Below are 21570 nucleotides of genomic sequence, written 5' to 3' on the forward strand. Positions count from 1 at the left end.
TGGCGGCATTAAACGCCATGATTCTATGCTTATACTATAACTGCTTGAGGTCTCTTTTGAGTGTTGTTGTGATCACAACTTGTTACTTTATTTTTTTAACCATTTGAAAATACAGACATATTATTACAACACTACGGTAATATTAAATACCTTATCAGCATTACATTCCCTGTTCTGGATCCATTTTTCACTGTCGTTTGACTTTTCTAATACTCTATTTCCTCCTAAAATTTAATACAGTGATTATTCATATTGCTACCTTTTGAGATGAATTTTTAATCTGGTATTTCATTGCCGCTCTAAGGAGGGGGAAATATGTTCAGTATGGTTGCATTCTTTTGGGCAATTTGCTTTATCTGTATTATCAATATATTACGCTACATCTCTTCGCTCCGCGTATTATTATCTATTTTGCGCCAGGCAGATCCGATGCTATACCAATCTATTGATGGTAATGGCTTTTTTACTGCTAATGGTCAGTTTGATAAACATATTCGGTTGGTACACTACATCAATTCGCAAAGCTATCTCAACCATCACAGTACTGATGTTATCTTTTTCTGCGAAAGGCTGCGGAAACAATTTATATTGACGAGTGTGTTATGTGGGATTGTTTTACTGTGTCTGATCGTCATTGTCTGATAGTGATAGTTTGATAGCAATGGCAAAGGAAAACGAATGTGAAAAGTGCAATAAAAAGGGTTGAGCCACTGAATGTGACTCAACCCTTTTTCCTAAAAACGATTAGATCAGTTGCAGAGCAATCCAGTACAGACAGCCTGACAGAGCAATTGAAATAGGCAATGTCAGTACCCACGCCAGCATGATATTTTTGATAGTCTTACTTTGAACACCCCCCCCATCAACCAGCATCGTACCTGCTACCGCAGAAGAGAGAACTTGCGTTGTCGATACCGGCATTCCCGTATAACTGGCAACCCCAATCGACACCGCTGCTGTAACCTGAGCTGAAACTCCCTGGGCATATGTCATGCCTTTTTTACCGATTTTCTCACCAATAGTGACAGCAACCCGTTTCCAGCCAACCATTGTCCCCAGAGACAGGGCAAGAGCCACAGCGATAATGATCCACATTGGCGCATATTCAACGGTATTCAGCAGATCTTTACGCAACTTATGCAGGAAACGTGCATCTTCCATACTGGTTTCAGGCAGTTTAGCTACTGCTCCCGCAGTATCAGCAATACACATCAGCATACGACGCATATTGTTACGTTGATCTGGGGTCAACTGATTGAAGTTCTGGATGCTTCCCAACATCGTTTCCGCGTTATTCAGCACCACCAACGCACGTGAGCTATCACAGTGGAAAGTCATGTCCAGTTGGTCTTCAACCGCAGATACAGCCGGTGTCAGTTCAATCGCATGAGAAAGCGCAGGAGCATGTTGTTCATAATACTGGTGTAAATGAACAACTGCATCATGGGTGCGGGCAATGTCATAGCTGGTTGAGTTCATATTGACAACAAAGCCAGCAGGCGCGACACCAATCAAGACCAGCATGATCAGACCGATACCCTTCTGCCCATCATTTGCGCCATGAGAAAAACTCACACCAACAGCAGAAAGGATCAGTGCAGTCCGTGTCCAGAATGGTGGTTTACGTTTACCATCCTGTTTTTCACGTTCAGCCGGGGTCATGTGAATACGACGACGCTTTTTAGTCCCGCTCCAGTAACGGCGCAGTAAAAAGACCATCGCTCCTGCAATCACCAAACCAACCAAAGGAGACAGAATCAATGACATGAAAATCTGTATCATCTTCGGAATATTAAGCGCCTCAACAACAGAAGAGCTGGTCACTATCGCATTGGTCAGGCCAATACCGATAATGGAACCAATCAACGTGTGAGAGCTGGATGCAGGAATGCCGAAATACCATGTGCCCAGATTCCAGATAATTGCTGCCAGCAACATGGAGAAAACCATCGCCAAGCCATGGCTTGAGCTGACATTCAACAGAAGATCTGTAGGTAATAGATGCACAATCGCGTAAGCGACACTTAATCCACCCAGGAGGACACCAAAAAAGTTAAAAACCCCTGCCATGACAACGGCAAATTGCGAACGCATAGCGCGGGTATAAATAACAGTTGCTACTGCATTTGCGGTATCATGAAACCCATTGATGGCTTCATAGAAAAGCACAAACAACAGAGCAAGTACTAACATAAGGCCGGTATAAAAATCCAGGCCAGTAAACAGATGTAGCATAAACGTTAAGCCAGTTAGTAGGACATGAACGCGGCGCATTATCAGTGACAAACGCTGGCGGGAAAAGAGAAATATGACCTTTTTTTGATTTAATGACAAGAAACCGACAGCGAATTAATCATTTTTATAATAAATATCAATATATTATATACTTTCTATGCTTTGATATTTTTTTGATGAAAAATGACTTGTCACGATAAAAGTTCAAACAAATGCTGATTTTTCTCTGCATTTTGCAGATAGTCTCTCCACAATGAAGTTTATTTCCTGCCAAGTGATCTGGCAAGAAAGTCATTCAGCAAGATAATTCAGTAAAATAGAGACAACAAACGAATGGAAAAATTTGATGTAGTAATTATTGGTGCTGGCGCGGCAGGCTTGTTTTGTGCCGCACAAGCAGGACAGGCAGGATTGAACGTTCTGGTACTGGATAACGGTAAAAAAGCAGGCCGCAAAATTTTGATGTCCGGAGGCGGGCGCTGTAACTTCACCAATATATATACTGAACCTGCTGCCTATCTTTCTGCCAATCCCCATTTTTGTAAGTCAGCACTTGCTCGCTATACACAGTGGGATTTTATTGACTTGGTTCAACGTCATAAGATTGCTTATCACGAAAAAACATTGGGACAGCTTTTTTGTGATGATTCAGCCCAACAAATTGTCGATCTGCTTTTGCAAGAGTGTGAAGCAGGTCAGGTGACAATTCGGCTACGCAGCGAAGTGACACAAATCGAGAAACATTTACAGGGATTTGAGGTTATCGCATCGGGGAAAAAAGTAGGTACACACTCACTTGTTGTGGCATCAGGTGGACTGTCCATGCCCGGATTGGGAGCGTCCCCTTTAGGTTATCGCATCGCAGAACAATTCGGTCTTAATATCCTGCCTACCCGTGCAGCATTAGTGCCTTTTACCTTGCATAAGCCATTGCTGGAACAACTGCAAACCCTTTCCGGTGTTGCGGTTCCTTCGGTTGTCACCGCAAAAGATGGCACCGTATTCAGAGAAAATATCCTGTTTACCCATCGCGGACTTTCCGGCCCCGCGATTTTACAGATCTCCAGTTATTGGCAGCCCGGTGAGTACGTGAGTATTAACTTACTTCCTGATACAAACTTGGACACCTTTCTTGATAAGGAGCGAGAATCCCATCCTAATCAAAGTTTGAAAAATACTCTTGCCAAATTACTACCCAAACGTCTGGTGGAATGTTTGCAGTCTCTTGATCAACTACCGGAACGCTCTCTGAAACAACTTAACCTGACACAGAAAAAAGAGCTGATCGCTACCCTGCAATGTTGGCAAGTACAACCAAATGGCACAGAAGGATATCGTACAGCAGAAGTTACTCTTGGCGGTGTGGATACCAATGAGCTGTCATCGAAAACAATGGAATCCCATAAAGTCAACGGATTGTATTTTATTGGTGAAGTTGTCGATGTTACCGGCTGGCTTGGCGGGTATAACTTCCAATGGGCATGGAGTTCTGCATGGGCTTGTGCGCAGGCTTTAATCATGTGTACAGAGACAATAAAGTTTCACTCCAGTAAAAGCTTATAAAATATAAAGACAGTTGCCAATTGGCAACTGTCTAAACCAGATAATACGATTATTTGAGGTCACGCGTTCAACGTATCATATAACGTAACCGCCTTTTTCAATGCATTAATATCTGAAGCACATAAAAAGCGCTTCATAGCGTCAAATTTGGCTGGTGACCAATCATAAACGTTCATAGCAAGAAGCTCATTAATAACATCTTCAGCAAAACGATATCTAATATGTTTAGCAGGGTTCCCTCCCACAATGCTATAGGGTGGAATATCACAAGTGACAACGCTATTTGCTGCAATGATAGCGCCTTCACCAATTGTGACTCCTGGCATGATCATTGCCCGCATTCCTATCCACACGCCATCATGAATATAGGTATCACCTTTGCCAATATAGGCTTCATCGATAAATTCTAAAAAAGGATAAAGGCAAAACCAGTCAGAGCGATGTGTATGGTTTCCTCCCATTAAAATAACCACTTCGGCACCAATACACACATAGTCACCAATGTATAACTTGTCTATATCCCATTTGGAAACCCAATGTCGGCTACCTTCATCGCCTTGCAAATAACGGACAACAGATTCTTCAAAACCACTGTCCCAACAATCGCTGTAATAGCTATGAGTACCTTTAATGTGTATATTCGGATTTTTTATAACATCATGAAGAAGTTGATATGTTGACCAATGTTTTTTTTGCATGGTAAATCTCATCTTAGAAATTGATTGTTACCATAGAACGCTGCCTATGGTGATGTATCCGCGTTCAAAATACATCACTCTGTGTGATTCGAGGTTGTTTCAGTAATGGGATATTCATTGTTATCTTTTAGTGCTAATTTAACGGACTGTTCAGTATGAATTGCTGTTGCAGCATATCACGAAACTCTCTATTTGTAGCCATGTCTTCTTACACCTAAGTTGCCCTGACAAGACTGGTCGTAGAAAGTTAACTGGGTTTACCCGTCGTCTTTCAAATTTCGTCTTTGTTGACTGTAATTTGCAAGACGATGAATATACCAAATAAATAGTACATCAAGGAGAATTCCTATGTATTTTATGACGATGTTTAGTTATTGCCAAATATATTAATACCACGTTTATGATGCCAGAAAATGGTAACTACTGGAGTAAAAAATAATTATTAAGGGGATATTAATAGCTAATTTAGGTTATGAATAAATACCAAAATTTAAATTAATATTTACCCAGAAAAAGAACATATTATTTCATTTAAGTTCTTAGATGAGACAAAAAAATAATTAATGAAATAGGCATATTAAATAAAGATATAATATTATCCTTCAATACACGAAAAACATTAGAAAAATCGATTGATTATTATATTCCAGTTTGGAATAATGCGCGACAACTTAGGACTAACAGCAAACTATAAAACTAGCAATTGTACATTTTCCTAGTCAAATATCCAGTTAACATAGTTTTTAGAATAATTTTAACAGCTGTCAGCACCTTCCAACATAACATCATTCTGCAAACAAGGCTCAGGGATTAATTATTAAATCGAATAATTTATTGATATTCGATAATGAAATAAACCTATTAAAAATTATTAATTTTTACTGGGAAGTGAATCCCAAGATTGTTTTGTTCAAAAAGAATGAGTCTTAAATATGCAAAATTTAACCCATGTTAAAGCACTATGTGCCTTAGCACACCCTTATCATGTTTGTGCCGAGTATGATGCATTATTTAATGATGCTATGCGTGAATTAACGTTATACCACTGTGAACATACTCCGGGTTATGAACAGTGGCTGGCAAACAATGGCTTGGATAAACAGGCTGTCATGGCGCTGGAAGACTGGTCAAGCCTGCCACCACTATTTGCCAATTATTTTAAACGTAACCTAATAGTCAGCAATAGCACAAAGGATGCGCTGGAATTGACATCATCAGGTACAACCGGGCAAAAAAGCCGTATGCACTACGATAACAGGAGTATCACAGCGGCTCAGGATATGGTGGATCACATTTTCAATTATTATGATTGGAATACCCCCGATCAACCGTGTAACTACCTGTTGCTCAGCTATGAACCTGCTGGCTCCATTACGTTAGGAACAGCTTATACCGACCAGTTTCTGTGTAAGTATGCACCTGTAAACCGGGCTTATTATGCTTTGCGTCATAACGGTAAGAGCAATGAATTCGATCCTTTCGGGACAATCAGAACTCTTCAGGAATTCGCCGAAGAAGGGCTTCCCGTGCGTATTTTTGGCTTTCCTGCTTTCCTGTGGTTTACCCTGCAAAGAATGGAAGAGATGGGATTATCCGCTCTGAAATTACATCCAGATTCGCTAGTCTCCCTCGGCGGTGGCTGGAAGACCCATGCTGACAAAGCAATTCCTAAACTGGAGTTGTATCAACGCCTGGTAGAACAACTGGGTATTCCTGATATACGTTGTCGTGATGGTTACGGTTCAGTTGAACATCCTGTGCCTTACATGGAATGTTCTCACCATCGTTTTCACGTTCCAGTCTATTCGCGGGTTTATATACGCCATACAGCCAACATATCACGGCAACCTTATGGTGATCCCGGTTTTCTACATTTCATCTCACCTTACATCACATCCAGCCCGGCTCACAGCATTGTCATGAGTGATCTGGCTGTACTGCATCCCGGTGATAGTTGTGGTTGTGAACTGAATACAGATTGGTTTGAACTGCTTGGCCGTGCAGGTACGAGCAAAAGTCGTAGTTGTGCGATTGCCGCTTCTGAATTGATTAGGGGTTCCTGAAATGTCTTCCATTGAAACAATTAATGATCAGCTTGCTGTTGAACAGGGACAGTTAGCAAAACAAAAAATCGCAAAATTACGGGCACGTTTACCAGAATTGCTCGCACAACCTCATAGTGCCGAACAGGTACTTGAGTGCGCCCAACGCTTCGCCAATCATCTTGCCAAGACCGATGATCATTTCCTTTTTGATGCTAAAACGCGTGAGGCACTTATCGACTTCTGTCAACGTGAAGCCTTACAAACTAAATTGGAGCGAGAGCTGGGGCAGGATGCTTTTTCCCTGCGCAGATTCGATTATAACCAGAATCACTACGAAGCCTGGAAACCTCTGGGGTTAGTCGTCCATATCACACCTTCCAATGCACAACTTCTTCCTTTTATGGCAGTGCTGGAAAGTTTGTTAGTCGGCAATATCAACTGGTTACGGCCAAGCAGCAGTGATAACGGATTTAGTACACAGCTTCTGGATGCATTTCTGGCTCACGATATTTCCGGCAATCTGGCAGACCGGATTGCGGTTTTGTCATTACCTGTTACACAATTGGGAGAACTGCTGAGCCAGGCCGACGCTGTTTCCGCTTGGGGGGGAGATTCTGCACTATCAGCCATTCGTACCCAATTGCCGGCAGGTTGCCGCTGGATTGATTGGGGACATCGCATCAGTTTTGCCTGGCTGAGCCCTGATGCCGTGAATAATGCCCAATTAGATGCACTGGCAGATGATATTTGTTGTTATGACCAACAAGCCTGTTCCAGTCCACAATGTTTGCTGGTCGATAGTGATGATCCGGAAGTGTTGCAAGATATCGGACAACGTATGGCAGCAGCTCTTGAACGTCGTTCTGGATTATATCCGGTATTACAGACTGACGTTCAGGAATCGGCTGAAATTACAACTCAGGTAGCTTTTCAGCGCCTTGATTTCGCATTCACCCAAGTACGTGGCAAGCTCTGGCAAGCTGATGAATGGCGGGTAATCTGGCGGCACGAGCAGGAACTGGCAGCGTCTCCTCTGTTCCGCACATTGCAGTTACGTCCGGCACCTCGTCAGCAGCTATGTTCCATTCTGCATCCCTGGCGTAACCATCTTCAGAGTTGTGCTCTGGTTGCCCGTCAGGAACATATTGCAGAAATGAGCCATACCCTGTTTGCTGCGGGAGTTAACCGTATTGCCCCTGTGGGTCAGATGCACGGCGGTTATAGCGGTGAGCCGCATGATGGCGTTTATGCACTGGCACGCCTCGCCAAACGGGTTTCTGTCAGCCTGCCTGCGGATATCTTGGCTGGTTCCGCTCACCTTGATATTCCACCATCTCGCCCGCCCGGTCTGGATAACCTGCCTGTCATAAATAAGGCAGATTTTCAGGCATTAACGCCAAATGAAAAAGGCCGCCTGTTTTTCCGCAGTGGCGGCAGTAGTGGAGCACCTAAGCTGGCCGCTTATAGTTACTCTGATTATCACAAACAAATGCAATCAGCAGCCGATGGGCTGTTCTCCTGTGGCCTTGAACCTGCTACAGATCGGGTCATGAACCTGTTGTATGGAGGAAAACTGTACGGTGGAATGATGAGCTTCTTCACCATTCTGGATAAGCTAGGAGTAACTCAATATCCGATGGGTGGCCCAACTAACGATGATTTCAGTGAAATAGCTGGTTTAATTGTGCAGCAACGCATTAATACTCTGGTCGGCATGCCAAGTACGATACACCGATTGTTCCTGAGTGAAACCAACAAACTGCGTGAATACGGTGGCGTACGCAAACTGTTTTTAGGTGGAGAACCCCTGAATGTCAACCAGAAGACTTTCCTGAATGAGTTCGGTATTACCCTGATACGTTCCGCAGTCTACGGGTCAGTAGATGCAGGTCCATTAGGCCATGGATGTGCAGCCAGTGAAGACGGCATTTTCCATTTAATGGCTGATAACCAGTGGTTAGAAATACTTAATATTCATAATGATAACCCAGTAACTGAGGGGGAAACGGGTCGTCTGATATTCACTTCCCGGCACCGCGAGGCACAATCTGTTCAGCGCTACGATTTGGGCGATCTCGGATACTGGATCGCTGAACCTTGTGCTTGTGGTCAGTTGACACCGCGTTTCCGGCTTGTTGGACGTCATGGTTCCCTGTTACGGGTCGGCAGTATTTTTATCAATCTGACTGAATTATCTGAACAACTGGAGGCCCCGGTGCAATGGCTCATCGATCATAACGATGAAGGGATCAACGGTATTCAGCTCTTCATTGAGAACCCTGATGTTGTCGCAGTTCGCGAGCACTTATTAGGTCTGAAAGAGAATGTAAAAATAAAGGAAGTGGTTGAAGGAGGGATGCTGAATCTGGAAGTTATATTTTCCCCGGCAACAGAATTTCGTCGGAATACCAATAGTGGAAAAGCCCCATTGTTCATTGACTTGCGTAAATTCTGATTAGGTGAAACGAATATGAATATAATGAAAAGCACGATATTAATTGATCTGTTTAATCATGTACGTGAGCATTCTGTTTATTACCGGACTCTTTACGAATCCGTCCCGGATAATTGGACGCTGCAAGATTTGCCACTGGTCACGCCCGGTAGTTACTGGGCCCATTCAGATAATTTACAGACTTGGCCAGTACTTACTGCTCCATTAGAAAACGGACATGTGTTTAAAACGGGGGGTTCAACCAGTGATGGTCGACTATCAGTTTTCAGTCAACAAGAGTGGAAAGCATTCATTCATTCATTTGGGAAAGCAATTACCCGCCAATTGACGCCGGGTGATCGGGTAGCCAACCTATTTTTTGCCGGCGACCTTTACACCAGTTTGCTATTCATTCATGGTGCTCTGTCTAACTCATCATTCCCTGTCGTGGAATTTCCTTTCACTTGCAAGGTTGACGATGGACTGCTGGCACATAACATTCAGCATCACAATATCAACGTGCTGGCGGGAGTGCCCGTTCAGCTCATTCGCTTTGCACAGTATCTGAAAGACAATGACCAGACATTACCGACGGTAGAAACCATTCTGTATGGCGGAGAAAGCCTGTTCGAAGGACAGATAACGGCAATGCGTCAGGTTTTCCCTCAGGCACGTTTTGGCTCAGTTGGTTGTGCCAGTGTTGACGGCGGCTTAATCGGCTTTGCTGACCCAAAATGTGAGCCGGGAGAGCACAGGGTTTTCGACGAAGATACCATTATAGAAATTATTGATGAGATTACCCATGAACCCATCACGGAGCCAGGACGCCGTGGCATGTTAGTTATCACTAACTTACAAAGAAAACTGATGCCGGTGATCCGCTATCCTACGGGTGATTTGGCTTGCTGGTGTGAGTCAGAACAGGCATGTCGTAAGTTTGCGCTACACGGACGCGCAAACCAAGGTTATCGGATCAGGATTGGTGATCTTTCACTATTTCCTGACGACTTAGCTACCCAGTTATCATCACAAACAGAGTTAATTGCCTGGCAGTTGGTACTGTCTCAAGAGGCGTCAAAAGACAAAATCAAATTGTTAGTAGCCAGCCCGCAACCAATCGATACTAAAAAAATCCACCATAACATACTCTCAGCATGCCCCGAACTGAACACTGCTCACTTCCACCAAAATATGCTGGAGATCGTTCAAACGAATATTGATGCAATGTATACCCACCCGCGTTCAGGTAAATTGCAGCGAGTTGTGGATCTGCGTAGTTATAATTGAAGGTTGAAATCTATGACTATTTTTCCTTCTGCTATCCAGATCCGCAGCTATCAATCAGGTGACGGAAAACATATCAGCAAATTATTCCGTGAAGTTTACGGTGATTCATACGTTTATCCTGATGTCTATCTGCCCAGATTGATAGATGACTATCAAACTACAGGAAGATGGTATTCAGCCTTGGCTTTTTATCAAGGACATCTGATTGGTCACGCGTCGCTTATTAAAGATGTTGTGCAGCAAAATCAGGCTGAATTAGCGTTGGTTGCTGTGTATCCGGGATTTCAAGGCAGAGGTATTGCTAAATCTTTGGGGCGCTATTTGTGCCACTATGCGAAAGAACAGCAGTATAGTTTGTTGACGATAAAACAAGTCTGTTCGCACCTGAAAAGCCAGTATTTAGCACAAAACCTCGGCTTTTGCTCGACAGCACTGATGCTGGACTATGTCGATTCGCCATTCGGGTTAGCAGAGCCTGAAAGTATTGTACAAGGTATTTTGCCTCTTAAAGCATTTCCATTGCCTAAACTGAACTGGCCACATCCCTTGCGAGACTGGGCCGACCAGATAGGACAATACGTTGGCGAATCATCACCCGATGAACAACAAGGAGAGTACTCTCTTTTTAATTCTAATCTAGTTAACTCCAAGCTCATTAGTTCTAAAATCAGTGGACGACGTTTGGAGATCACATTGTATGAGGTTGATTCTGACTTCTTATCGGAAATCATAGATTACCCTGCCAACCAGTTAATCTATTTAAGACTTCCTGCGTGTGAAGAGGCATTGAGGTTATATCCACAGTTAAAAAAAGGTGGATTTCGCTTCGCCGGGCTATGCCCTGATGTACATACAGGGTGGTTTCTGCTCTGGTTACGGGGTTATCAATCAACATCGTATCAATTTTCTGACATCAGTACACAAAACCTCTACCAAATGGAATTGGAGAAAACTACGGAGCACTCATTCCTGCATCAGCTAAGTGAGTGCATACCAGGTTAGAATAGTTCATCTAATTGCTCGAAGAACACGCGCTTGGCTGAGTTATCAAGACCGCCAAGCGTATCCAGAAATTCGCTAGCTGTACTTATCGAAACCTCTTCACGTAAGTTGCGATGAATAAATGCAATATCCAGCCAGCGATCTGCCATTCCGCCTCGGCCAAGATCAAGGAAGTACAATTCGTCATGTGCATCAACGAAGATATTACAGTCACAAAGATCTCCATGGGAAAATACCTTTTCTTCACTCGGTAACGTAGCATGAAGACGTGCCAGTAAATCTTGTGGAGTCGCTATTCCCGGCCATTGCCCAAGGTCATATTCTTCAGCACACAAATTGTTATTCAGCAAATACTCCAGTTCCTGAAGACGAAAATTAACCCCGGAGTCAAATGGACAATTGATTATGGATACAGCCTGTATCTGACGAACAGCTTCACGAAACAGTTCCAGAACAGGTTGATGAGCATTTATCCGCGTGTACAACGGCTCTCCGGGTATACAACGTGTGATCATAAACTCCCCTTCTGAATTCTCTGCAACACACACAACTTCCTGCACATTCAGGCGACCATTAAGCCAATGCAGCACTGAAGCCTCCCGCATGACACTATAAGTCGTATTTGCATAAACGATGGGAGAATACTTGAGAAAAAAGCAATCGTTACCCTGAATAAAACTATAGACACTGCTTGGGGATTCACCGATTTCATCAGGGATTAAGGCAGCATTGCCGATAAAGCACTCAATACTTTGTGGTAACTTGGGTAGCATGTATTTTCCTTATTAAAATTGAAAAACGAAATTTGATTAAAAAAACGCTTTACAAACGATATTGAGAACGATTATCATTATTATTACTTTCAGTGCACCACCTTCAGGGTCATGTGAAAGTACGACATTGCTCACATTGCTTCCAGTGTTTACTTTTATAGCCAGCAACTTCATGCTGGCTTTTTTTTGTATATAAAAAACCCCGTTATTCTTTCAACGGGGTTTATCAGTAGTCTGAGTCTTACTAAACTGGCTATTGATTTTAAAGAGGCTTAAATACGATTTTGTCTTTATTCTCCGCCTCTTTTTTATTTAGCGGCAATAAACTTTTGAATCATCTGAATCTTACCCTGACGGACAGCTTTGAAATCGATTTTATCTTTTTCATGCTTGTTTTTGCATTCGTATCGCATAACGGCTTCCACTAGCATTTTTTAACGGTATTATTTCGTTTAGTTATATCCTAATCTGAGGTGAGACCGCAGTCCCACCTTGTTTAATCCAGCTAATCTGAGTCTCTTACAGCTTAGGCCCTGCGTTTACCAATGCTACACCAGCAGCGGTATCTGTATATTTGTCGAAGTTATCAATGAAACGCTGTGCCAAATCTTTGGCTTTCGCATCCCACTCAGATTTATCTGCATACGTGTTGCGTGGATCGAGGATACCCGTATCGACGCCCGATAATGTTGTTGGTACAGCCAAATCAAAAATCGGCAATTCAATGGTATCCGCATCTTCAATATTGCCATTTAAGATAGCGTCAATAATCGCTCGGGTATCTTTGATAGAGATTCGTTTGCCAGTGCCATTCCAACCCGTATTAACTAAATAGGCTTTCGCCCCGGATGCCTGCATACGCTTGACCAGCACTTCTGCATACTGAGTCGGGTGTAATGACAGGAATGCCGCCCCAAAACATGCAGAGAAAGTTGGCGTTGGTTCTGTTACACCACGCTCTGTTCCTGCCAATTTTGCTGTAAAACCAGACAGGAAATGATATTGAGTCTGTTCTGGCGTCAGGCAGGACACAGGAGGCAGTACCCCGAAAGCATCAGCAGTCAGGAAAATGACTTTAGTTGCATGACCTGCTTTTGAGACAGGTTTAACAATATTTTCGATATGGTAGATAGGATAAGAAACGCGAGTGTTTTCTGTTTTTGAACCATCATTGAAATCAACAGTGCCATCTGCCAGTACAGTGACGTTTTCCAGTAGAGCATCACGGCGAATAGCGTGATAAATATCGGGCTCAGCTTCTTTCGAAAGGTTGATGGTTTTTGCATAGCAACCACCTTCAAAGTTAAACACGCCGTCGTCATCCCAGCCATGTTCATCATCACCGATCAATTTACGTTTCGGATCAGTAGAAAGCGTGGTTTTTCCCGTACCAGAAAGACCGAAGAAAACAGCAACATCACCATCTTCACCCACATTGGCAGAACAGTGCATGGAAGCAATACCTTTCAGTGGCAACAGGTAGTTCATCATTGAGAACATCCCTTTTTTCATTTCACCACCGTACCAAGTACCGCCGATCAGCTGCATCCGTTCTGTCAGGTTAAAAGCAACAAAGTTTTCAGAATTCAGTCCCTGCTCTTTCCATTGTGGGTTGGTACATTTCGCACCGTTCATCACAATAAAATCAGGGGCAAAATCAAAGAGCTCTTCATCAGATGGGCGAATAAACATGTTTTTGACAAAATGCGCCTGCCACGCTACTTCTGTGATGAAACGTACTTTCAGACGAGTATCCGCATTAGCCCCACAGAAAGCATCAACCACAAATAAACGTTTGCCTGAAAGCTGCTGAGTGACTAATCCTTTAAGATGAGACCAAGTTTCCTGGCTGAGCGGTTTATTATCGTTCTTACCTTTTCCCTGATCTGCCCACCATACCGTGTCGCGAGTCACCTCATCGCGCACAATATATTTGTCTTTAGGAGAACGCCCTGTGAAGATCCCGGTATCTACTGCGACAGCACCAAGATTGGTCAATGTGCCTTTCTCATATCCTTGTAAAGAAGATTTCGTTTCTTCAGAGAATAACAATTCATAACTTGGGTTATAAATAACTTCGCTTACATCACGAATACCATAAACCATAAGTTCCTGCACAGTAATGCCTGTAACGCTCATTTATTTATTGCTCCTGATCAGTTAGATTTAATCTCTATCTCTGCCAGAAATAATAAATAATTATGACTAATTAACAGCGATTGTTATCAAAAAATTGAAATTATATTATTTTTTTAGGTTTATATGAGACATAGAACACGAAATAAAAATTTTTAAATAATAAAAAGGGCGTATTTATACGCCCTCTAAAAATAAATCATAAATAGAGTTAATGTAACTGTTCTTTCTTCGCTATTTTAATTTCGTTAAGAGCTTTCTCATCAAAAATATAGTGCATACCACAGAATTCACATTCCATGTCAATTTTTCCATCTTGATGAAGAATATCTTGCAGATCCGCTTCCGGTAATGTTACCAGAGTATCAGCACAACGTTGGTGAGAGCAGGTGCAACGGAACTCAACCTGCTGAGGTTCATACAGAGTGACATCTTCTTCATGGTAAAGACGATGCAGAATTTCTTTCACATCCAGCGTAAACAACTCTTCGCCTTTGATGGTCGCAGTCAGTTGAACCAGATGGTCAAGCATGTCATCACTGCCTGCCTGTGCACCCGGCAGGATTTGCAATAACATGCCCCCAGCCGCCATTTTGTTATCCTGCATGCCAGTTCGGATAAACAAACGAGTCGGCAATTGTTCTGACTGTTTGAAGTAAGCATCCAAACATTCAGCCAGTGTCTCTCCTTCCAATGCGACTACACCTTGATAACGTTCACCTTCTGTTGGTGTAATGGTAATGACCATATAACCATTACCAACCATATCACGCAGACGACTTGCAGCATTGACATCACCATCAATGCGCGCAGTACCACGCATTTGCTGGCGGTTATTTCCATTAATGACCGCCAGCTTAACAGGCCCATCACCTTGAATTTGTACTGTGATATCCCCGTTGAATTTCAATGTGGCAGTCAACAGACTGGTGGCGACCAACAACTCACCCAACAATTGCTGTACAGGTTGGGGAAAATGGTGATTCTCCAGCATTCGCTGGTAAGTCTCGCTTACAGAAACAAGTTCCCCCCTGACAGAATGGCTTTCAAATAAAAAGCGGTGTAATTGGTCATGCTTAATCATAAATCTCTCTCATTTCACTGAGACGGTTATTCCGACTCATTAAATTTTGTGTTCTTGAATTTAATCAGGGTACGCCGTTCTTTCTTGTCTGGACGGCGATCAGGATGTGGCATCGTCAATGCATTCATTTTACGAGCCAAAGCCATCTTTTCCCGATTAATGATGCTTTCTTCTGTTTCCTGATAAAGCTGTTGAGCTTCTGTGGCACTGCGCCTTTGTCCGCTCAATGCCAAAACTGTCACTGTTTTCTCATCATTGCCCTGACGCAATTTAATTGCTGCGTTCAACTCAACCAGTTTACTCGGCTTACTCCGCTGCCCATTATAATGGACTTTTCCTCCATCAATCATTTCACGCGCGATGGAACGGGTCTTGTAAAAACGGGCAGCCCACAGCCACTTATCAAGGCGAACAGCGTGATCATTGTCTGAATTAGGCATGGTTGTTTCTCTCTGTTCTCTCTGATTAAAGCTTGCTGGCTAAAGACAAATTTAGGGTAACATAGCCCGCGTGATTATCACTAATTCATCGGCGGTTGTTTCAGATTGAAACAATTGTCATAGTACTGTCTGATCCGCACAAGACGCTGACTGTTTTTTTGTTTTTTCTTAATAACCAATATGCTATTAACAATTAATGTCGCCATAATTACTGCCAAAAAGAGGCAACTTCCCAGATAACGAATCAACGTAATAGAATCAGGTTCACTATGTAACATGATATGACGAGTACCGTTTGCATCTTCAGATAACCCCGTCACAATACCTTCGGTTTCAAATGGTATATGTGTCAATATATTCGCCAGCCGTAGCAATTCTCCCCATTGTTGCAAAGCGGTGTACTCATAAAAAATGATCGGCGCAAGCGGATATTCAACCAGTGGGCGGTCTTCATCACTAATCAGCAAAACACCTCCCGGCGGAGGGCTGTTTATGAGAATACTCACTTTATCAATTTCCCGGTAAATAAATGAGGAAGTGGTGGCATCAACAAGTTTTCCCAATGCATCAGCACTCACAGAGCGTAATAATACTTTGGTTCCATTCAATTTTCCTTTTTCTGCCCGATACAAAAGATCATCCCAATCTTTGCCATTACCCAGATTAATCAGAGCATTTTTTAGACGGTTGCAATCCATGTCCTTCTGACAAAGTGCCTGAGTATTCAAAATGATTTGAGAAAAATTATCGAGTAGTATCATTCCCGACTTAGCAATCACTTCATTCAGATTGGAATTAGATTTCCGGCTATTTTCCATTGGGCGTAGTTGCTCATTAACTGTTGTGAGCAATGCTGATGCTTTATTAATAATTTCTGATTCCGGTCTGGGTAATGCGCTGCCATTATTCCAATAGACACCAAAACAGTTAAATGGAGCAAAAGAGAGTCCATTCTGACCAGGAAAAGTATCCAGCATAGGTGGCATGTAACACATTCCTGTGCCTTTAACTCTCAGTACATCCCCTTCCCGAAGTGGCATATTTAGCAGTTCATTGACGCTGGTAATAACCTTGGTATTACTGCCGTGCAGCCATGCAAAACTCAACCGCATAGATAAACTGGCGGGTTGATAAAAATACAGTAATAACATAGCTAAAACAGAAAATACCACCAACATCTGGTTCTTTCGATAACGTTGGTAGGGATAGTGTTTTTCCTCCTCATGCAACGAGAGATAACGCCCCTGTCGTACAACATGGCAACTGGAATACATATCCACATCAGTATTTTGATCAAGCTCATGAGCAAGGTATGGCTCCCAGTGAGCGGGATAAATCAGGTCAATTCCGCCCAATGAGATATTTTTTTTGTGTTCCGGCTCAAACTCACTGAAAACACCCCAGCGTTTCAATATCCCGCTAAAGCAATTTATATTCAACAAATTACGTGAAGATGGCCACCTGAAAAGTGGCCAAAAACTGGCAAGTATAAGCAGAATAGAAATCAACATTAGCCACGGCAATAAAGGTATAGGCACAAAAAGAGCCAGAAACCATAAGGAAAGCCCCATGCACATCAGAACGCCTTCCTGGATACCTGTTGAGTGGCGCAGACGATACTCTTCCGGCGTTTCCTTTCGCACATACAGCAAATTGGCATTCGAATTACCGTTCTTCTGAATTGAAGCGTGTTCCGTTTTCTTAAAATTTGGGGTATTCAGATTCTGCTGATAATCTGTCAGACAATGACCATTCACTGTAATAACGAGCGGTATCGAAGAAGTTTGAACAATGTCTACCGTATTCCGCTGATTAACAAACGGCTCAAGCATTGCAGGAAAATGTATTTCCGTTTCATCAACATAATAGCGCCAATGCTGCGCTTCTTCTGAAGCAGCGGAAAAACGGGTTATGGTATGGCTAATGGTATAAACCGTATCATTTCTGACCGGCAACGCCGGACAGCCGGACATATAGCTCCTGTCTGATTTCATTTTGGGCAGGATATTTTTCAGATAAGACTCAATAGCTTGAGATTCATCCGCACTTAGCTTGCGGCTAGCTGCTTTAGCCATCAATGACAAGTAACGCGCGTTATCAGAACGCCTCCATCTGAAAGTCAGAAAGGAAGCCATTATAGTCAGGCTAACGATAAAAATAGCCAATATAATGACTAGTGAGCTCATTTTTTCTCCACGCCCATAAAGCAATACAGAGGCTGACAAAATAACAATCTAAAGAATTACTCAGAATCAGGTTATTCCTATTCTCGCTTCCTATTTTTAATTTTATTTACAAAATGTTATATAAATTTTCTCACACCCGCTCGTAAAAAGAAGTTTTTTTGTGCAAGAGTAAGATAGTAACAAAAATACATACAAGCGATAATCGCTATCATTTACTGGCATAATCGGCCATATTAAAGCAGAGTTTGGATTCACATCCAATGTCACTACAAAAATTGTATTTCCCAAGCGCCATGAGCTGATTGGATGGATTATTTTTCAATTGACTAATGCGCAATAACCGCCAGGGGCAAGCATGATTGATCTGAAAAAGCCTAAGATATTGAATATAAGTGATATTGCCCATTCTCGTCTATTCAACATCCAGTCCGTTGATCTTGAATTCAGTAATGGTGCCAGACGTATTTATGAGCGCATGAAGCCGGCTAATCATGAAGCAGTCCTCATCATTCCGGTGATTGGTGATGAGTTACTTCTGATACGTGAGTACGCCGTTGGTATTGAGCAATATGAGTTAGGTTTTCCTAAGGGAGCGATTGATGCGGGGGAAAGTATCCTTGAAGCCGCCAACCGTGAATTAAAGGAAGAAGTAGGATTAGGAGCAAAAAAGCTTGAACTACTGACAAAACTGACGATGGCTCCCTCTTATTTTTCCAGCAAAATGAACATTGTCATTGCGCAAGATCTCTATCCCGAAAATCTGGAAGGAGATGAACCGGAACCTCTGGTGCAGGTTTGCTGGCCAATAACAGATATGATGTCACTATTGGAACATCCCGATTTTAACGAAGCCAGAAACATCAGCGCCTTATTTTTTGCACAACGATATCTGAATGAAAAACGCTAGGACTACGCTTACAGCAGGTATGTAGCAAGATGATGAAAGGGCATTAAAGATCATGATCTTTAATGCCCATTTCTTATGACTATATAAAATTAATTAAACACCATTACCCAATATACATTAGAAAAATCTTTAACTTTATTTACTACCTAAGTGCTGGTATTTAAAAACAATCAGAACAGCTCATGGCTTTCGCCATTCTCTATCACTGTCGTTCCCGCCTCTGGTACGGTATATTCTGTCGGCTGCGTACCTTCAATAAAATATTCCTTACGGGTATTTGCCCCACCATTGGAGAGCTTGCCTGTCGCCCGATCAATTGTGACAGACACAATACCTTCTGGCGGTTCCATCTCTTTTTCCGCCACCCCTTCCAATGCCATTTTCATGAAATCATCCCAAATTGGCTGCGCCGTTTTCGCTCCACCTTCCCCTTTCAGAGCAGGTGTCCGTCCCAGACTTTTACTGTGCTCATCGAAACCAATCCAGACTGTCGCAACCCTATCTGGCCCATAACCTGAGAACCATGCATCTTTCGAGCTGTTGGTTGTCCCGGTTTTGCCGCCAATATCACGGCGCTTCAAATCACGAGCAGCACGCCAGCCTGTTCCCATCCAACCCGGCTCACCAAAGATATTGGTTTTCAGAGCGTCATGGATCAGAAACGCCAACGGTGTGCTGATAACATGCGGAGCATACTGCTGATCATCGGTATGCACATTAGGCGCGACACTTTCCAGATCCGGCTGAGGTAAAGCTGGCTCGGCAGAAAGATTGGAGTGGGCTACGTTTTCAATCGAATCTTCAGATAATTCAATGGAACGGGTGGTATCACCATAGATTACAGGAATATCGGTACACTGCGGACAAGCAATCTTCGGCTTCGCTTCAAACAGGACTTTTCCTTCATCATTCTCAATTTTGTTAATGAAATAAGGATCGACCAGATAACCACCATTTGCCATCACTGCATAACCACGCACTAATTGCATTGGTGTGAAAGAAGGAGACCCCAATGCCAACGACTCTGTGCGGACAACATTTTCACCCGGCAAACCAAAGCGTTTCAGGTAATCAGCAGCATAATCAACACCCATTGCACGCATAGCGCGCACCATCACCACGTTCTTGGATTGCCCCAATCCCTGACGCAGACGAATCGGACCATCATAGGTTGGTGGAGAGTTTTTGGGACGCCAGTCAGTACCCGCGCCTGCATCCCAACGGCTGATAGGTGCATCGTTAAGCAACGATGCCAGTGTCAGACCTTTATCCATCGCAGCGGTATACAGGAACGGTTTGATATTGGAGCCAACCTGACGCAACGATTGAGTTACGCGGTTAAATTTACTCAATTCAAAATTAAATCCACCGACCAATGCTTCTATCGCACCATTCATCGGGTTGATGGAAACCAGCGCAGCATTAACTTCCGGTAATTGAGCCAGCCACCAGATGTCATTGACTTTCCTGACCCAAATCTGTTCACCGGTTCGAATGACTTCATTAACACTTTGCGGTGGAGGCCCTTGCAGATTGTCTGTCTTAAATCGACGCGCCCAGTGAACTCCCGCCATAGTCAGTTCAACTTTACTGCCATCCGTCAATATGGCTTCTGCCTGAGTTGCATCGGATTTCGTCACAACAGCAGGTAACAAAGGATCATATTTCTGCAAAGTTTTCAGTTTATCGATGATCTGAGACTGGCTCCATGCTGGTTGACCAGCTTTCCATAACACTTCCTGAGCACCGCGATAACCATGACGGACATCATAATCAATCACATTGGTACGAACAGCATCAACAGCCGCCAGTTGGGGTTTACGTGTAATCGTGGTATAGACCTTATAGCCATCCGTATAGGCATTTTCACCATAACGGTTAATCATTTCCTGCCTTACCATTTCAGTCAGGTAAGGCGCAGAGAAAACAATTTGCGGAGTGTGGTAACGGGCAATTAATTTCTCACTTCTTGCCTGATAATATTGTTGTTGAGTGATGTATCCCTCCTCCAGCATACGCCCCAATACCACATTGCGGCGATTAAGCGCCCGCTCATGAGAATAGAGTGGGTTAAAGGTAGAAGGCGCTTTCGGCAATCCGGCAATCATCGCCATTTCACCCAAAGTCAATTCATTAACGTTTTTGCCAAAATAGACATGTGCTGCGGCACCGACACCATAAGCACGATAACCAAGGTAGATTTTGTTGAGATATAGCTCAAGAATTTCATCTTTGGTTAACAATTGCTCAATTTTAATCGCCAGAAACGCTTCTTTAGCCTTACGTATCAAAGTCTTTTCCGGACTGAGGAAAAAGTTCCTCGCAAGTTGCTGAGTAATAGTACTTGCCCCCTGAGAAGCATGACCAGAAGTCATCACAACTGAGACCGCACGGATAATACCTATCGGATCAACACCATGGTGTTCATAAAAACGGCTATCTTCCGTGGCAATAAAGGCTTTCACCATTAAAGGCGGTATTTCGGACAAGGTCAGCGGCAAACGACGTTTTTCACCATATTGTGCAATAAGTTCGCCATCAGCACTGAATACCTGCATTGGTGTCTGTAATCGGACATCCTTTAAAGTCGCGACATCTGGCAACTGTGGTTCGATATATTTGTACAAACCCAAAATCGAGACGGTTCCCAATAAAATGCAAACAACGACAAGGATCAAAAAATACTTTATGAACTTCACCTGAAATTTCTCACGCCATGTTAATGAGGCAATTTATAAACGATTAGTACGTAGTATAAAGGCTATACAACACAATGAATA

General features: G+C 43.0%; 15 protein-coding genes. 7 read left to right on the forward strand and 8 right to left on the reverse strand.

From position 1 onward, the window contains the following. Positions 1-315: 315 nt before the first annotated feature. Entirely contained in the window at positions 316-642 is a 327-nt protein-coding gene (uspB, locus tag Xind_RS16485; RefSeq protein ID WP_047680289.1) for a universal stress protein UspB, read from the forward strand. A gap of 102 nt (positions 643-744) precedes the next feature. Here the strand turns inward: uspB and pitA are convergent, their stop codons facing one another. Continuing rightward, on the reverse strand, positions 745-2235 hold the full coding sequence (gene pitA, locus Xind_RS16490) for an inorganic phosphate transporter PitA (protein ID WP_047680291.1): 1491 nt from the start codon (positions 2233-2235) through the stop codon (positions 745-747). 333 nt (positions 2236-2568) lie between these two features. Here pitA and Xind_RS16495 point away from each other — a divergent pair, with 333 nt between their 5' ends. Beyond that, entirely contained in the window at positions 2569-3798 is a 1230-nt protein-coding gene (locus Xind_RS16495) for a BaiN/RdsA family NAD(P)/FAD-dependent oxidoreductase (protein ID WP_187650502.1), read from the forward strand. 59 nt (positions 3799-3857) lie between these two features. Here Xind_RS16495 and Xind_RS16500 read toward each other — a convergent pair whose 3' ends face one another. Then, positions 3858-4496, reverse strand: coding sequence for a CatB-related O-acetyltransferase (locus Xind_RS16500; protein WP_047680293.1), 639 nt, complete (start codon positions 4494-4496; stop codon positions 3858-3860). Between the two features lie 932 nt (positions 4497-5428). On the opposite strand from Xind_RS16500, the gene Xind_RS16505 reads away from it, so the two are divergent. The 4 genes from Xind_RS16505 to Xind_RS16520 are packed head-to-tail and all read left to right on the forward strand — an operon-like array spanning position 5429 to position 11264. Further along, positions 5429-6559 carry a LuxE/PaaK family acyltransferase gene (locus Xind_RS16505; RefSeq protein WP_047680295.1) on the forward strand — a complete coding sequence of 377 codons (1131 nt, stop codon included), beginning with the start codon at positions 5429-5431 and terminating at the stop codon, positions 6557-6559. A gap of 1 nt (position 6560) precedes the next feature. Then, a complete protein-coding gene (locus tag Xind_RS16510) occupies positions 6561-8996 on the forward strand; it encodes an acyl-CoA reductase (protein WP_187650503.1) in 2436 nt (811 codons plus the stop codon). A gap of 15 nt (positions 8997-9011) precedes the next feature. Beyond that, on the forward strand, positions 9012-10262 hold the full coding sequence (locus Xind_RS16515) for a phenylacetate--CoA ligase family protein (RefSeq protein ID WP_222941840.1): 1251 nt from the start codon (positions 9012-9014) through the stop codon (positions 10260-10262). Between the two features lie 12 nt (positions 10263-10274). Next, positions 10275-11264 carry a GNAT family N-acetyltransferase gene (locus Xind_RS16520; protein WP_052189445.1) on the forward strand — a complete coding sequence of 330 codons (990 nt, stop codon included), beginning with the start codon at positions 10275-10277 and terminating at the stop codon, positions 11262-11264. Here the strand turns inward: Xind_RS16520 and Xind_RS16525 are convergent. The 5 genes from Xind_RS16525 to Xind_RS16545 form a co-directional block, all read right to left on the reverse strand. Further along, positions 11261-12037: an APH(3') family aminoglycoside O-phosphotransferase gene (locus Xind_RS16525; RefSeq protein ID WP_187650504.1), complete on the reverse strand. Its 777-nt coding sequence runs from the start codon at positions 12035-12037 to the stop codon at positions 11261-11263. The genes Xind_RS16520 and Xind_RS16525 overlap by 4 nt on opposite strands. A 519-nt stretch (positions 12038-12556) precedes the next feature. Then, positions 12557-14176: a phosphoenolpyruvate carboxykinase (ATP) gene (pckA, locus tag Xind_RS16530; RefSeq protein ID WP_187650505.1), complete on the reverse strand. Its 1620-nt coding sequence runs from the start codon at positions 14174-14176 to the stop codon at positions 12557-12559. 208 nt (positions 14177-14384) lie between these two features. Further along, a complete protein-coding gene (hslO, locus tag Xind_RS16535) occupies positions 14385-15257 on the reverse strand; it encodes an Hsp33 family molecular chaperone HslO (protein WP_187650506.1) in 873 nt (290 codons plus the stop codon). Positions 15258-15283: 26 nt separating this feature from the next. After that, complete coding sequence (hslR, locus tag Xind_RS16540) at positions 15284-15697, reverse strand: ribosome-associated heat shock protein Hsp15 (protein WP_187650507.1); 414 nt, start codon at positions 15695-15697, stop codon at positions 15284-15286. A gap of 80 nt (positions 15698-15777) precedes the next feature. After that, positions 15778-17883 carry an IgaA/UmoB family intracellular growth attenuator gene (locus Xind_RS16545; RefSeq protein WP_047680306.1) on the reverse strand — a complete coding sequence of 702 codons (2106 nt, stop codon included), beginning with the start codon at positions 17881-17883 and terminating at the stop codon, positions 15778-15780. A 355-nt stretch (positions 17884-18238) separates the two neighbouring features. Between Xind_RS16545 and nudE the strand changes: the two genes are divergently transcribed. After that, positions 18239-18790, forward strand: coding sequence for an ADP compounds hydrolase NudE (gene nudE, locus Xind_RS16550; RefSeq protein WP_047680308.1), 552 nt, complete (start codon positions 18239-18241; stop codon positions 18788-18790). Between the two features lie 170 nt (positions 18791-18960). Here the strand turns inward: nudE and mrcA are convergent, their stop codons facing one another. After that, positions 18961-21489: a peptidoglycan glycosyltransferase/peptidoglycan DD-transpeptidase MrcA gene (mrcA, locus tag Xind_RS16555; protein WP_047680310.1), complete on the reverse strand. Its 2529-nt coding sequence runs from the start codon at positions 21487-21489 to the stop codon at positions 18961-18963. Positions 21490-21570: the final 81 nt, after the last annotated feature.

This window comes from Xenorhabdus indica (genome assembly GCF_014467235.1).
Classification (GTDB): domain Bacteria; phylum Pseudomonadota; class Gammaproteobacteria; order Enterobacterales; family Enterobacteriaceae; genus Xenorhabdus; species Xenorhabdus indica.